This window comes from Vreelandella sp. 162(4c) (assembly GCF_058152265.1).
Genome location: NZ_CM176981.1, coordinates 2,967,755 through 2,980,623 on the forward strand (window position 1 = coordinate 2,967,755; position 12,869 = coordinate 2,980,623).

A 12,869-nucleotide genomic window follows, 5' to 3' on the forward strand; every position below is an offset into this window, starting at 1 on the left:
TTACAAGACATCCTATTTTTCAGGCTTTGACATATAACAGCGTATTAGGCTTCCTATCTTATGATTGAACAAACGCAACGACACGTCTATCCGTCAAATAAAGCCTGTAAAATCTGCTCTAAGTTTATGACAGGTATAACTATTAATTTCCATTAGGCCGTATGTTCGAAATCCGCGCGGCTGCTGCATTTTCCGAGGGTTCGCTTTGGGGCGTTTTCAACCTTATGCTACTTGCTAATTAGTTTCCGAGCACTTGCTCAATTCTCTACTGAACTTAGCCTAGCACAAGCTGTTTAAATGGGCTGAGGTTCGTAAGCTTTTCTTTTCAACGCTTCTTCTTGGCCTGCTGATTAGAGCATACATTTTTCTAGCGTTGGCGCGGCGCAGTCTTGATTAGATGGGAGCTGGGGAGCAAACACAAACCCCGCGTAAGCTCTTGAAAGCCAAGAGGTGAGGTCATGTACTTATGGTCATCACGCTGTTGCTTCCAATGCGAGGGCGGAAGATGCGAAATGCTAGATCAAACTCAAGGCTTACGCCGACATAAAATCATTCCAGCGCCTTACCAAATAGTTATGCTCATCCATGACGATATTCCACACCGCGATACGGCTCATTCTGGTCTGGTAGTCTCCGCCATCGCGGATTTCGCCTCGATGAATCATGTCAGCGGTGCCATCGGGGCTAGGAAGGCTCTTGGCGGGCCATGACGGCGTCGGGCCATCCCGATATCCACCAGTTGAGGTAGTCATAAGCCGCATCTAGCGGGCGACCAATCGGCAACACATCAAATTAAGCAAGCCTAAGGTAAGCGTGCCGCAAACAGTGAGGGCGCTTCATAGGAAGCGCCCTCATGGTAACGGTAAAGAGTGTGCGTTACTTAAAACTCGACGGTCGCCGAAAGCTTGAAGGTGCGCGGTTCGCCTTGAATCAAATAATTCGCAAAGGACGTCGAGGCGCCTGACCAGTAATTTTCGTCGGTCACGTTGTCGATGCCTGCGCGCCAGATCCAATCAGCGCCACCGACCGGTGTGGTGTAGCGCAGGCCAAGATCGAGGCGTGTCCAGGAATCCAACTCCAAGTCGTTGGCTACATCGGCGTACTGCGAGCCTGTGTGCAGGACGCGCCCAGTGGCAGTGAGGCGCTCGATGAAGGGTGTGTCCCATTCGCCACCAAGCACAAAACGATACTCAGGAACGCCCGTGGCGTCATTTCCTTCGTTGCCATCCTGGGTTTTGGTGAGTTCGGCATCTATCCAGGTCGCGCTGCTGAACAAGCGCACTCCTGTCGTCGGCTCACCGTAAAGGCTTAGCTCCAGGCCGCGATTACGCTGCTCGTTATCCAGGTTGCCGACGCCATCGACGACCGCTGCAGAGGGTAGCTCAATCTGGAACAGGCTAATGCCACCGCCTAGGTTGCCGTAGTCGAACTTAGCGCCCACCTCTTGCTGCTCGGCATGGGCAATGCCCAAGTGCTGGCCAAAGTTCAGCGCTGTGGTATCGGTGACCGTGCCGCCATCCTGCAATGCTTCGACGTAGTTGGCGTAGAGCGAGATATTATCCGTGGTTTTGAACACCGCACCGACGGCGGGGGTTACCCGACGATCGGCATAGCGATTGCTGCTATCGTCATTAGGACGTTCGTCGATCTCGAGTTCTTGATAGCGTGCGCCCAGTGTCAGCAACAGTCGGTCATCAATGAATCCAAGCGTATCGCTCAGCGTGACCCCTTGGGAGCGTGTGCGCGTCACGCTACCCCCCACGAAAGGCGTGCCATCCGGGCGAGATAAATCGACGGGATCGTAGATGTTGGTCGTGCCTGCCGCGAGGAAACTCCAGTCCGTGTCGAACTTGCGATAGGCGCTGGAGTAGCCAACGGTGATGTCATGGCTGACCGGGCCGGTCAACACATACCCACGAAGCCCCGCTTGGCTGGCGACGTTGTCGATGTGGTTGTTGGTCTCGAAGTCGTTGACCCTGGCGTTACCTGCATCATCGGTAAGGCGAGGAGTCGCCGACACGATGCCTTCGAGCGTGCGGTTACCCCCCAAGGCCGCGAAAGCGGTCCAGGTGTTGGTGAGGTCATATTCGCCTCTGACCATGCCGAAATTGGTTTCTAGCTCGGTCCCACCGAAAGAGGGGGTGTAGTTCAACGAGGAATCCGGCGCAGCGGGCACTTGAGTGGCCGCGCCGGTATTAACGCTTGAGCGGCCACCATCCAGGGTGAGCTTTTGATGACCGACATCGAACAATATCCGGCCTTGAGCGCCACGGTAGTCGAGCCCAACGACGGTGGAGGTATCGCGCTGGTTTTCGTCATCAATGGCAGTGTCACCACGGCCGCGCATGGCACTTACCCGTGCCCCCCATTGCTGCTGATCACCATAACGCTGGCTAGCATCCACGCCAACTTCGTCGTAGCCATCGGAGCGGTAGCCGCTGGATAGCTTGAGCATCGGGTCATCCCCCGCGTGTTTGGGCTCGATGTTGATGGTGCCACCAATTCCGCCGCTCCCGCCGATGGGAATGCCCGACGTAAAGGCGCTGGCGCCTTTGAAGACTTCGACGCGCTCGGCAAGGTTGCTGTTGATGATTTGTCGTGGCAGTACACCGTAGAGGCCGCCATAAGCAACGTCGTCACCGGTCAGGTTAAAGCCGCGTACTTTGTACGCTTCGCCATAGATGCCAAAGCCCAGCCCTACCGATACCGAGGCATCGTTTTGCAGCGTATCGCCCAGTGTTTGGGATTGTTGGTTCTCCATCAGCTCACTGGTATAACTGATAACGTTGAAAGGCACGTCCATCGCGTCCTTTTCACCGATCAGGCCCACTCGGCCACCCGCCGCGATTTGGCCACCGGCGAAGGCCGGAGGTGGCGTATCTCCATAGGTCGGTATGGAGCCCGTGACGGTGACGGTCTCCAGGGACTGATTGTCAGCACTCGTTTGCGCCCAGGCGGTCGCGGGCGAAATACCCATCGCGATCAGCGTCAGCGCGCGCAGAAGCCGTGCTTTACGGCGCTTAGCCGCTGTGTTGGAGGTGTTCCCAAGAGACATAGTATCGATCCTATCGTTTTTACAGCTGCACCCAGCCGCCGCGTTTTTATGAAGCCGATATAAGCAAGCGGAGGGCTTGGCTGTCGTGCCATGATCACCTTTCCGGCATAAATGCATATGATAAACAAAATGAGATGTATTAACATATGCGGATGATATTTTTTACGTACTGCCTTGCAAAAAATGCGCATTGACGTCTCAATGTGATCCCTTTTTTCTGATGCTCTCGCTGCTATGTGCCACCGGTCGATGCTCTCTTTCTTGGTTCGCTGCTGTTTAACGGCCGCTTGCTTGCTGCCCTTGTCGAGTGCCCACGCGCAGTGGGCCACTATCAACTGGACCATTGCCGAAACGCTACTGGCCATTGACGCGCCGCTGAGTGGTACCGCTCAACAAAATGGCTACCATGAGTGGGTAGGGGAGCCAAGAATCCCCGACGGCGTTGCAGATATTGGCCTGCGATCACAGCCCAACCTCGAACTCATGGCGCAATCGCCACCGACGCAAACGTTCATTTCGCCGATGTTCGCCAGTTTGACAGAGCGTCTGGAGAGAATTGCCCCCGTCACGTCGTTCTCCCCCTATTCTCCCGGCACTCATACCTGGCAAGAGATACAAACACTCACCCGGCAGCTAGGTGAGTTGACCGGCCACCGGCTGCAGGCAGCGCAGCTAATCAACGAAACGCATGCGTTGATGGACACGCTTAGCCAACAGCGTCCCGATGCACCGCCGCTACTGATGGTGCAATTCATGGATGCCCGTCATGTCAGGATTTTTGGCGACAACAGTCTCTATAATGCCGTGCTTGAACGAATCAATTTGACCAATGCCTGGGATCGGCCTACCAACGCCTGGGGATTTTCACTCGTGGGTATCGAAGCGCTCTACGACTTTCCTGAGGCCACGCTGGTCGTTGTCGAGCCGGTGCCCGCTGGGGTCGAAGACGCACTGGCGAAAAGTGGTTTATGGCAACACTTACCCAGCGTTAAAAACGCCACTCTATTGCGCTTACCGCCGGTATGGAGTTTTGGCGCGCTGCCTTCCGCTCAACGCTTTGCTCGGGAGCTGGTTTCTGCCCTGACGTCGCGCACCCACCTTGAGTAAGCGTTTGAGCGCTTAACCCTATTTCCGATCAGGCTAGGTGCTATTTCATGCGTCAATGGCGCCGGTGGCGCTGTCATTTTGCAGTCTGACCATGCCTTTCCAGCGCTTTTCCAACAACCAACTCCAGCTCTCTTGGTGGATATCCAGCCTCTTGGGGAACATGGTGATATGCCCACTGGGGCGAGAACCGTGACCAAATCGCTCTGGATTTCGTTGGCACCTTAAAACGTTCTGCTGCTTTTATTGTGCAGAATACTGCTCATTAATTTTTCTTGAAGCTTATTTTGCGCACTAAACTGCTCATATTGGATATCTTGAGCACTATTCTGCGCACAGGTGGTGCTTGAAACTGACAGTACAGATTCATTTTGATAAGGCTTGGCACGATGCGGGTTAATTGTCGTTACCTGCCCACGAATATTGGACGCGAGGTTCGTTGGCTTGCGCACTCTTGATACTCGGCTCAAGCGCTGGGGCTGTTATGAAAAAACACGCTGCTGATGATCGTGAAGCGGCGTTGGTGACGCTGTTGAAACGCTTTTATGCGGGCGAGCTCATCGATGGGCAGTTGTTACGTGCCCTGCGGCGCCGCCGACACAGTGAGTTCAATCGCATCATGTCGCCAAAGCTCATCGTCATAATCGATGGCTCGGCCATTCTGGTCGTAGTTGATACGAGTGACGCGCTGAGCAGGCCCTCCTGAGGCCGCGCGCAGTGCCTCAGCCGCACGACTATGCAGCACCGTGGAGCAGAGCTCGAAGCTGACACGGCTGATGCGTATGCCGTAGTGGCTGCGATAGAGTTCGGTGAGTGAGCAGGTCACGAGGTCGTGCTCGAGAATCCCGGGGAAGCAGTCCGCGCGCAGGTAGTGTTCGACGTATAGCACGGGGCGCCCATCGATACGGCGTGCCCGGATGATGTGGAAAACCGGTGCTCCTTCCAGGATGCCCAGGCGGGCCGCGACCTTGGGTTGGGCAGGGCACTGGGTGGCTTTGAGTACCTCGGTTTCCGGGCAGCGCTGCTGGGACGCTACCATTTCCTTGAACGGCAGAGAGGCGAGTAAGTCGTAGCGAAGACGAGGAGGAGAGACGAACCAGCCGCGGCGGCTCTCCCGATAGATGCGACCTTCGGCCTCCAGTTGCATCAACGCCTCACGCAGTGTGATGCGTGTGGTTGAGAAGCGCTCCATCATCTGTCGTTCGGAGGGTAGGCGCCCAGTGGCAGAGGGGGCCTCCTCTGCCAGCATGCCCAGTAGCGCCTGCTGAAGGCGGCTGGTCGGTGGCGTCAGGCGGGGTAAGGCGTTATTCGCGCTAAATGGCGTGGCGTGTGGCAGCGTAGTGGTCAAAGGAAGCTCGCTTCTGGTCTAGTTCAGACTGCTTAAGCTCGCACGCAGTCGTCTGCAGGTTATTTTAGCGAAGGTATCATGTCAGGGCGATGACATGTCTGATCTATAACCGCCAATTTCAGCAGCAATTTCCGCTATTGTAAGGACATGTGAATGTCATTCAAGCGACATGCCTTTGTCATTTCCACCTCCTAGTATGCCTTTTGTCAGCCGTTACTGAACTAGACCAGATGGCGGCATCACCCTGACTAACCGAATGAGGCCATACTGTGAATCCGACACGCTCGTCGCTGCTGCAACTGACGCTAACCGCTGCGCTCGGAACGGCGCTTCTCGCCAGCCAAGCCCAAGCGGATACCGACCTGTCCGAACTGATCGCCGCTGCCCAGGAGGAGGGGCGCGTCGACAGCGTCGGCATGCCGGACTCCTGGGCCAACTGGAAAGACACCTGGGCCGATTTGCACGAACAGTATGGTTTGGAGCACATGGATACCGACATGAGCTCCGCCGAGGAAATTGCCAAGTTCAAGGCCGAGGGTGAAAATGCCACCGTTGATATCGGTGACGTGGGCATCAGCTTTGGCCCCATCGCCGTGTCAGAAGGCGTGACTCAGCCCTACAAGCCGACGACCTGGGAAGAGATTCCCGATTGGGCCAAGGATGAGGACGGCCACTGGGTATTGGGCTATACCGGCACTATTGCCTTTATGATCAACAAGCAGCTAGTGCCGGAGGAGGAGCGGCCGCGCACCTTTGCTGACTTGGTCGAGGGCGACTACAGCGTAGCGCTGGGCGCCGTAGGGCAAGCGGCGCAGGCTAACAGCTCGGTGCTCGCCGCCGCCTATGCCAACGGAGGTGATGAAAATAACCTGCTGCCAGGGCTGGAGCTATTTGCCGAACTGGCCCGCCAGGGGCGGTTGTCACTGGCGGATCCCAGCATCGCCAACCTCGAGAAGGGGGAAGTCGAGGTTGCGCTGATGTGGGACTTCAACGCTCTGAACTACCGTGATCAGATCAACCGTGATGCCTTCGATGTGGTCATTCCTGCCGATGCCTCGGTGACTTCTGGCTACGCCACCATCATCAATAAGCACGCCCCGCATCCAAACGCGGCCAAGCTGGCGCGCGAGTTCATCCTCTCCGACGAAGGGCAGTTCAACCTGGCGGAGGGGTATGCCCGCCCGATTCGCGCCGAGCACCTGACCCTCCCCGAAGCGATCGCCGCCAAACTGCTGCCCAATGAGCAGTACGCCAATGCCCGTGCGGTAGAGGATTTCGACGCCTGGGAAATGAGCGCTCGACAGCTGCCGAGCCAGTGGCAGTCCCAGGTGCTGATCCATCAGCAGTAACCGCCTCCTCTTCCCGACTGACGGCCGCCTCCCCAGGAGGCGGCAAGGAGCCTGTGATGTCTCACCGCGTCATTCTCGTGGTGCTCGATGGCCTTAACCATGCCGTGGGGCGGCACGCAATGGGTCACTTGCATGCCCTCTGTGAAGCGGGCCGTGGCAGCTTCCACGCGCTTAATTGCGAGCTGCCAGCCATGTCCCGCCCTCTCTATGAGTGTTTGCTGACCGGCGACCGTCCTGTGGACTCTGGGGTGGTACATAACCAGGTGGTACGCCGATCAACGGGTACCAGCCTGTTCGATCTGGCGGTTCGCCAAGGGCGGCGTACCGCTGCGGCGGCCTATCACTGGGTCAGCGAGCTCTATCTTGAGGCTCCCTTTGTGCCTGCCCGCCACCGTTTCCACCAGAATGCGGAGAGCGCGATCCAGGCTGGCCTCTTCTACTGGCAGGATCACTACCCTGACGATCACCTGTTCAGCGACGCCGAAGCGCTGCGCCGGCTCAACGCCCCTGACTTTCTGCTGGTGCACAGCATGAATGTCGATGATGCCGGTCATCGCCATGGCGGGGATTCGCCCCAGTACCGCAACGCCGCACGTCGGGCCGATAGCGCCCTGGCCGACTATTTGCCGCAGTGGCTGGCTGAGGGCTACCAGGTGATGGTGACCGCCGACCACGGCATGAACGCCGACGGTTCTCACTCGGGCCTGCTGGAGGAGGAGCGCCGGGTGCCACTATGGCTATTTGGCGAGGCATTTGCTCATGCGCCGGTGGCATCGCTGCAGCAGCCAAGGCTGTGCGGTACCTTGGCCACCTTGCTGGGCCTGGAGCATGACAAACCCTATCACGCCGAGCTGCTGGCCGAGGGGAGGGCGGCGTCGTGAAGCGTCTACTGCCCGCCTGGCTATGGCTGGTACCCTTTGCGCTGGTATTCGTGGCCTTCCAACTGGCGCCGCTCGGCTGGATCGCCATCAGTGCCTTCCACGTCGAGGGCGCCTGGGGGCTCGGCCACTTCAGGGAAATCGCGGGTTCGACCTTCTTTCGGCAGGCCATTGGGCGCAGTCTGGAGATCTCACTGATTTCGAGCCTTCTGGGGCTGATCATCGCCACCCTGGCGTGCCACAGCCTGACCCGCACCAGTGGTCCGCTGCGGCGCTGGATGATCGCCTTCACTAACATGACCAGCAACTTTGCCGGTGTACCGTTGGCCTTCGCGTTCATCATCCTGATGGGCGCCAACGGGGTGTTGACCATTGCCCTTCAGCGTCTAGGGCTGATCGACAGCTTCTCGCTCTATTCGCGCAACGGCCTGATCGTGATCTACACCTGGTTCCAGATTCCCCTGGGCATACTGCTGCTGTTTCCTGCCTTCGAGGGGCTGCGGGCAGAGTGGCGGGACGCTGCCAGTCTGCTGGGCGCCGGGCGCATCGCCTACTGGCGCCATATCGGTCTGCCGATCCTCCGGCCGGCACTGGCGGGGACGCTGACGATCCTGATCGCCAACGCCATGGGCGCCTATGCCACTGTTTATGCGCTGGTCAATACCAGCTACAACCTCATGACTATCCGTATCGCCAATCTGGTCTCGGGGGATCTCTTCCTGCAGCCCAATCTGGCCAGCGCACTGGCGCTGGTTCTGGTCGGGTTACTGGCAATGGTCACCCTGATTCAGCAGTGGATAGTGCGCAGGAGCCATTATGTCGCAGAACGCTGATCTCACCCTATCCCGACCAGGGGAGTCGCCACTGCCAGCACTTCGCCTTGCCTGGCCGTCGCCCTATGCACTGGTGGTGTGGGGTGTGTTCACGCTACTGGCGCTGCCGCTGCTCGCCACCCTGGGGTATGCGTTGGCGTCCAGCTGGGGGGCCACCCTCCTGCCTGATGGGGTGACCCTGAAGTGGTTTTGGGAGCTATGGAGTACACCGCGCTTTCAGTGGGCCTTCGCCCGCTCACTGCTGGTCACTCTAGGTGCGCTGGCGCTGAGTTTGGTGCTGGTGGTGCCGGTAGCTTTCCTGGCGCATACCCGCTACCCACGGCTGGATGCCTGGATGAGTGGCCTTATCCTGGTGCCCTTTGCAGTGCCTCCTGTGGTCTCCTCGGTAGGACTGCTGCAACTCTACGCTGGCGGCCCGCTGCCACTGGTGGGCACCCCCTGGATTCTGATGTTTACCTACGTGACGATCGCGCTGCCCTTCGTCTACCGGGCCATTGCCAACAGCCTGCGCACCATCGATGTAAGGTCACTGATGGAAGCCGCGCAATTGCTGGGGGCAACGCCCTTCAAGGCCTTCTTCCTGGTCATTCTTCCCAACATCCGCGTGGGAGTGCAGGTCGCCGTGTTCCTGTCCTTCTCCTTCCTGATCGGCGAGTTCGTCTTCGCCAACATGCTGGTAGGCACGCGCTTCGAGACCCTGCAGGTGTATCTCAACAATATGCGTGGCTCCAGCGGCCACTTCACCAGCGCATTGGTGATAACACTCTTCTTGTTCACCCTGCTGCTGACCTGGTTGGGGAATCGTCAGGCCGGTCACGCCATTACCAAGGGGGCCAACCCATGACGACCCTAAGCGGTGCTCCGGTAGCCAACGACAGCACCCTGGCCTCTGGCTATCTCCATCTCGAGGGGTTGGCCAAGCGTTTCGGCACTACCCAGGTGTTTTCTCACATCAATGCGGTGATAGCCAAGGGTGAGTTCGTCACGCTGCTGGGGCCCTCCGGTTGCGGAAAATCGACCCTGTTGCGATCTATTGCCGGGTTGAATCGGCTGGATGAGGGGCGAATCGTGGTGGATGGCGAAGAGATCACCGCACTTCCACCGCAGCAGCGTGGTGTTGGCATGGTCTTCCAGCATTATGCGCTGTTTCCCAACATGCGGGTGACCGACAACGTCGCCTTCGGCCTGCGTATGCAGAAGGTGCCGCATGAGGAGCGCAGCCGCCGGGTGGATGAAGTACTGCGTCTGGTAGAGCTCAATGTGCATGCTGACAAGTTTCCCCACCAGCTCTCCGGCGGACAATGCCAACGCGTGGCTTTAGCAAGAGCGCTGGTGGTTGAGCCACGTATCCTATTGATGGATGAGCCGCTCTCAGCGCTCGATGCCCGTATCCGCGGCCATCTACGTCAGCAGCTGCGCGATATCCAGCAGACATTAGGGCTGACGACCCTGTTTGTGACCCATGACCAGGAAGAGGCACTGGTGATGTCTGACCGTATCTTCCTGATGCATGACGGGCACATTCTGCAGCAGGGAAGCGCCGAAGAACTCTATACACGGCCCAGGGACTACCACGCGGCGGGCTTTATGGGGCACTACAACATATTGCTCGGCGATCAGGCCCGTCCGCTGTTAGGAGAGGGTTTCGACTCAGCACGCGTGGCGCTGCGGCCAGAGGCCCTTTACCTCCAGCCACTGGCAGACGGAGCGATGGGCGTGGAGCGACCGGCTCGCCCTGGCCCAGAGTGCCCCGGGGTCATACGCCGCTGCCAACTGCTCGGCAACATCGTGCGCTATTCGGTAGAGTGCCCCGGGGTGGTGCTCTCTGTTGATACGCTCAACCGCGGTAGCCGGCATCTGCTGACGGAAGGCAGCCAAGTAGGGGTGGTGGTGGACCTCGATGAGGTTCAAGCGTTCGTAGAGTAATTAGGCCCCGTTTATCATGTGCCTTTATCAGTGGCGCTCTAAAGCATAGCGGTGGCAAGGCATATCGTAACGATAGCCAGCGCCGGCAGAAGAGAACGCCCGCTGAAGTGCCAGTAGTCGAAGCGAATGAAGGGCTGACATCCCCTTGGCCACCGGGGGCAAACAACAGAAGAAGCGCGGTAGGGGCGCCGCGCTTTCATGCCATATCAGACCGCAGGGCCTAAATTATTAACAGGGTACTATGCCGTCGACTCACTCTTCTTGCGGCGGGACAGTCGTGAAAAGAGAGGCATAAGAATGACAAGAAGAATCATGGCAATAAGCACCTTCGACGTGGTATTCGCTGCCAAGGCTGTCCAATCGCCTCCACCAATGCGCAGAGCCAGACGCAAGTTCTGCTCGGCGAAGCCACCGAGAATTAGGCCCAGCACGACTGGGGGCAATGGGAACTTCAGTTTGTCCATAAAGTAGCCGATAAAACCGAAGCCCAGCATCAAGTAAACGTCGAACATCCGGCCATTGATCGAGTAGACCCCCACTAGAACCAGGGTGATGATGAAAGCGCCAAGCAGTGGACGCGGCAGACGCAGAACCTGTGCAAAGCTGTTGGTGGCCAGGGCGCCGCCAAGTACGATCAGCAAGATGGCGGCGAACAGGAACTGCCACATGAAGCCGAACACAATGCCGGGGTTGTCACGGAAGAGCATCGGGCCAGGTTGCAGACCGTGGATCATCAGGCCACCGAGCATCACTGCAGCCACCGCGGTACCGGGGATGCCGAGCGTCAAGGCGGGAATCAGTGCCGAGGCGGTATCGGCGTTGTTGGCGGTCTCGGAGGCCGCTACGCCCTCGGGTTCGCCCTTGCCCCAGTCTTCGGGATTACTGGATGCGCGACGTGCTTCGTTGTAGCTGAGAAAGGCCGCCATTGATCCGCCAGCGCCCGGCAGGATGCCGACGAACACGCCGATCACCGAAGAGCGCAGCCAAGTCTTCCAGAATCTCAGCATGCTCGGAAAGGCCTTCCAGAGGCTCGTCGTATTGAGCTTTTTGGCCGTGGAGGTGTCGACATCCACGACTTCCTCCAGGAGGGCGATTGCCGGCGGTATGGCGTAGAGCCCGACGAGTAGCACCACGATGTTGATGCCGTCGAGTAACTCCAGGTGGCCGAAGGTGTAGCGGTCATATCCGGAGATAGAGTCTAGCCCGACCAGCGAGACAAAAACGCCGAAACAGGCGCTCAACAAGCCCTTGAGGACGTCTCCGCCGAGCAGGAAGACGATGGCCGAGAGGCCGAAGACGGCGACCCAGAAAACCTCGGAGGGGCCAAACAGCAGTGTTACCTTGGCCAGCGGCGGGGCCAATAGCATGAGCACGATAGCCGAGACGATGCCACCGATGGCGGATGACACCACTGAGACCTGAAGCGCATAACCGCCCCTGCCTTGCTGGGCCATTGGGTAGCCGTCGAAGCTGGTGGCTACGGCGGCGGGGGTGCCGGGAATGCGCAGCAGCACCGCGGGAATAGCACCACCGTACATGGCGCCGTTATAGATACCGGCCATCATGCCAAGTGCTACCAGTGGATCCATGCCGAAGGTGAAGGGAATCAGTACCGAGATTGCCATGGTGGCGCTGAGCCCGGGCAAGGCACCAATACAGATGCCTGTTATAACGCCGAGCACGACAGCGGCGAAATTGCCGAGAGACAGCACCGCTGGGAGTGCATCAATCAAACTTCCATACATGTGTCAGCCCTCTTTCAGCGTATAAAGAATTCAGTGGGGAGATCCTGACCCATTAGCAAAGCGAAAATTATTGCCAAGCCTCCGGTGAATATCAGATCCGCCAACAGCAACCGTTTGATATCCCGATAGCCGAAGCTCCACGCCACCAAAGGCACCATAACCGCGGTGGTTGTGTAAAAGCCGATCAAGCTCACGCTGGCCACGTAGAGCCCAATGGCCACGACAATGCCGAGAAAGCGCGGCAAATTCTCGAATATTTGGTGCCGTGGGGCTTTAAAGCGCTCGCTTCGCGTGGCGGCAAAAACCCGTAAGATCATTAATACAGAGAGCCCGATTAGCGTGCTCAGCATTGTTATAGGCAGCAGGGAGCTCATGGTCGGCATGTCGGGTGTGCGTAGCAGAAGAAACCCTGCGACAACGATGATGGCGATACCGGTGATGAGGTCGGGATGAGGCCCTTGCCCTGAAGTGGTCTGTTTCATGTTCTATTCTCTGGCTGGCTTGCTCGTAGAGCGTCTACCACCAAGCGAGTCGAGCGACATGGTGGAGGTGACGTTTTATCCTGTTACGGGGCGTGACGAAGGGGGGCTTGCCATGGTCGGCCGGGTTGATTGAACACCCCGGCCAATCA

12 protein-coding genes are annotated in these 12,869 nt (G+C 58.2%); 7 read left to right on the forward strand and 5 right to left on the reverse strand.

The annotated features are described in order from the left end of the window. Nucleotides 1–533 precede the first annotated feature (533 nt). Nucleotides 534–752, reverse strand: a complete 219-nt coding sequence (locus tag AC4EYZ_RS13735) for a hypothetical protein (RefSeq protein WP_230804978.1) — start codon at nucleotides 750–752, stop codon at nucleotides 534–536. 128 nt (nucleotides 753–880) lie between these two features. Then, on the reverse strand, nucleotides 881–3,055 hold the full coding sequence (locus tag AC4EYZ_RS13740) for a TonB-dependent receptor (RefSeq protein ID WP_474192451.1): 2,175 nt from the start codon (nucleotides 3,053–3,055) through the stop codon (nucleotides 881–883). Nucleotides 3,056–3,304: 249 nt separating this feature from the next. Between AC4EYZ_RS13740 and AC4EYZ_RS13745 the strand changes: the two genes are divergently transcribed. After that, nucleotides 3,305–4,162: an ABC transporter substrate-binding protein gene (locus AC4EYZ_RS13745; RefSeq protein ID WP_474192450.1), complete on the forward strand. Its 858-nt coding sequence runs from the start codon at nucleotides 3,305–3,307 to the stop codon at nucleotides 4,160–4,162. Nucleotides 4,163–4,733: 571 nt separating this feature from the next. Here AC4EYZ_RS13745 and AC4EYZ_RS13750 read toward each other — a convergent pair. Next, complete coding sequence (locus tag AC4EYZ_RS13750; protein ID WP_474192449.1) at nucleotides 4,734–5,507, reverse strand: UTRA domain-containing protein; 774 nt, start codon at nucleotides 5,505–5,507, stop codon at nucleotides 4,734–4,736. A 269-nt stretch (nucleotides 5,508–5,776) separates the two neighbouring features. Between AC4EYZ_RS13750 and AC4EYZ_RS13755 the strand changes: the two genes are divergently transcribed. Genes AC4EYZ_RS13755 through AC4EYZ_RS13775 form a run of 5 tightly spaced genes read left to right on the forward strand, consistent with a single transcriptional unit; the run spans nucleotide 5,777 to nucleotide 10,493 of the window. Next, nucleotides 5,777–6,856, forward strand: a complete 1,080-nt coding sequence (locus AC4EYZ_RS13755) for an ABC transporter substrate-binding protein (protein ID WP_490203828.1) — start codon at nucleotides 5,777–5,779, stop codon at nucleotides 6,854–6,856. 56 nt (nucleotides 6,857–6,912) lie between these two features. After that, the gene (locus AC4EYZ_RS13760) at nucleotides 6,913–7,737 is read left to right on the forward strand and encodes an alkaline phosphatase family protein (RefSeq protein WP_427770400.1); all 825 of its coding nucleotides are present in this window, start codon (nucleotides 6,913–6,915) and stop codon (nucleotides 7,735–7,737) included. Further along, entirely contained in the window at nucleotides 7,734–8,567 is an 834-nt protein-coding gene (locus tag AC4EYZ_RS13765) for an ABC transporter permease (protein ID WP_041157241.1), read from the forward strand. The genes AC4EYZ_RS13760 and AC4EYZ_RS13765 overlap by 4 nt, the downstream gene beginning before the upstream one ends. Further along, entirely contained in the window at nucleotides 8,551–9,411 is an 861-nt protein-coding gene (locus AC4EYZ_RS13770; RefSeq protein ID WP_230804982.1) for an ABC transporter permease, read from the forward strand. Before AC4EYZ_RS13765 ends, AC4EYZ_RS13770 begins: the two co-directional genes overlap by 17 nt. After that, the gene (locus AC4EYZ_RS13775; protein ID WP_474191727.1) at nucleotides 9,408–10,493 is read left to right on the forward strand and encodes an ABC transporter ATP-binding protein; all 1,086 of its coding nucleotides are present in this window, start codon (nucleotides 9,408–9,410) and stop codon (nucleotides 10,491–10,493) included. The genes AC4EYZ_RS13770 and AC4EYZ_RS13775 overlap by 4 nt, the downstream gene beginning before the upstream one ends. 239 nt (nucleotides 10,494–10,732) lie before the next feature. On the opposite strand, the gene AC4EYZ_RS13780 is transcribed toward AC4EYZ_RS13775, so the two are convergent. Both AC4EYZ_RS13780 and AC4EYZ_RS13785 read right to left on the reverse strand, forming a co-directional pair. Then, entirely contained in the window at nucleotides 10,733–12,238 is a 1,506-nt protein-coding gene (locus tag AC4EYZ_RS13780) for a tripartite tricarboxylate transporter permease (RefSeq protein ID WP_141440434.1), read from the reverse strand. Between the two features lie 14 nt (nucleotides 12,239–12,252). After that, entirely contained in the window at nucleotides 12,253–12,720 is a 468-nt protein-coding gene (locus AC4EYZ_RS13785; RefSeq protein WP_027957855.1) for a tripartite tricarboxylate transporter TctB family protein, read from the reverse strand. On the opposite strand from AC4EYZ_RS13785, the gene AC4EYZ_RS13790 reads away from it, so the two are divergent. Beyond that, nucleotides 12,719–12,853, forward strand: coding sequence for a hypothetical protein (locus tag AC4EYZ_RS13790; RefSeq protein WP_255200324.1), 135 nt, complete (start codon nucleotides 12,719–12,721; stop codon nucleotides 12,851–12,853). The two genes, AC4EYZ_RS13785 and AC4EYZ_RS13790, sit on opposite strands and share 2 nt — an antisense overlap. The last annotated feature ends 16 nt before the right edge of the window (nucleotides 12,854–12,869 follow it).

Bases quoted from the DNA above. Each gene is read 5' to 3' on its own strand.
- AC4EYZ_RS13785 (WP_027957855.1), bottom strand. From the start codon at position 12,720: ATGAAACAGACCACTTCAGGGCAAGGGCCTCATCCCGACCTCATCACC.
- AC4EYZ_RS13745 (WP_474192450.1), top strand. From the start codon at position 3,305: ATGCTCTCTTTCTTGGTTCGCTGCTGTTTAACGGCCGCTTGCTTGCTG.
- AC4EYZ_RS13775 (WP_474191727.1), top strand. From the start codon at position 9,408: ATGACGACCCTAAGCGGTGCTCCGGTAGCCAACGACAGCACCCTGGCC.
- AC4EYZ_RS13735 (WP_230804978.1), bottom strand. From the start codon at position 752: ATGACTACCTCAACTGGTGGATATCGGGATGGCCCGACGCCGTCATGG.
- AC4EYZ_RS13780 (WP_141440434.1), bottom strand. From the start codon at position 12,238: ATGTATGGAAGTTTGATTGATGCACTCCCAGCGGTGCTGTCTCTCGGC.
- AC4EYZ_RS13740 (WP_474192451.1), bottom strand. From the start codon at position 3,055: ATGTCTCTTGGGAACACCTCCAACACAGCGGCTAAGCGCCGTAAAGCA.
- AC4EYZ_RS13770 (WP_230804982.1), top strand. From the start codon at position 8,551: ATGTCGCAGAACGCTGATCTCACCCTATCCCGACCAGGGGAGTCGCCA.
- AC4EYZ_RS13790 (WP_255200324.1), top strand. From the start codon at position 12,719: ATGTTCTATTCTCTGGCTGGCTTGCTCGTAGAGCGTCTACCACCAAGC.
- AC4EYZ_RS13760 (WP_427770400.1), top strand. From the start codon at position 6,913: ATGTCTCACCGCGTCATTCTCGTGGTGCTCGATGGCCTTAACCATGCC.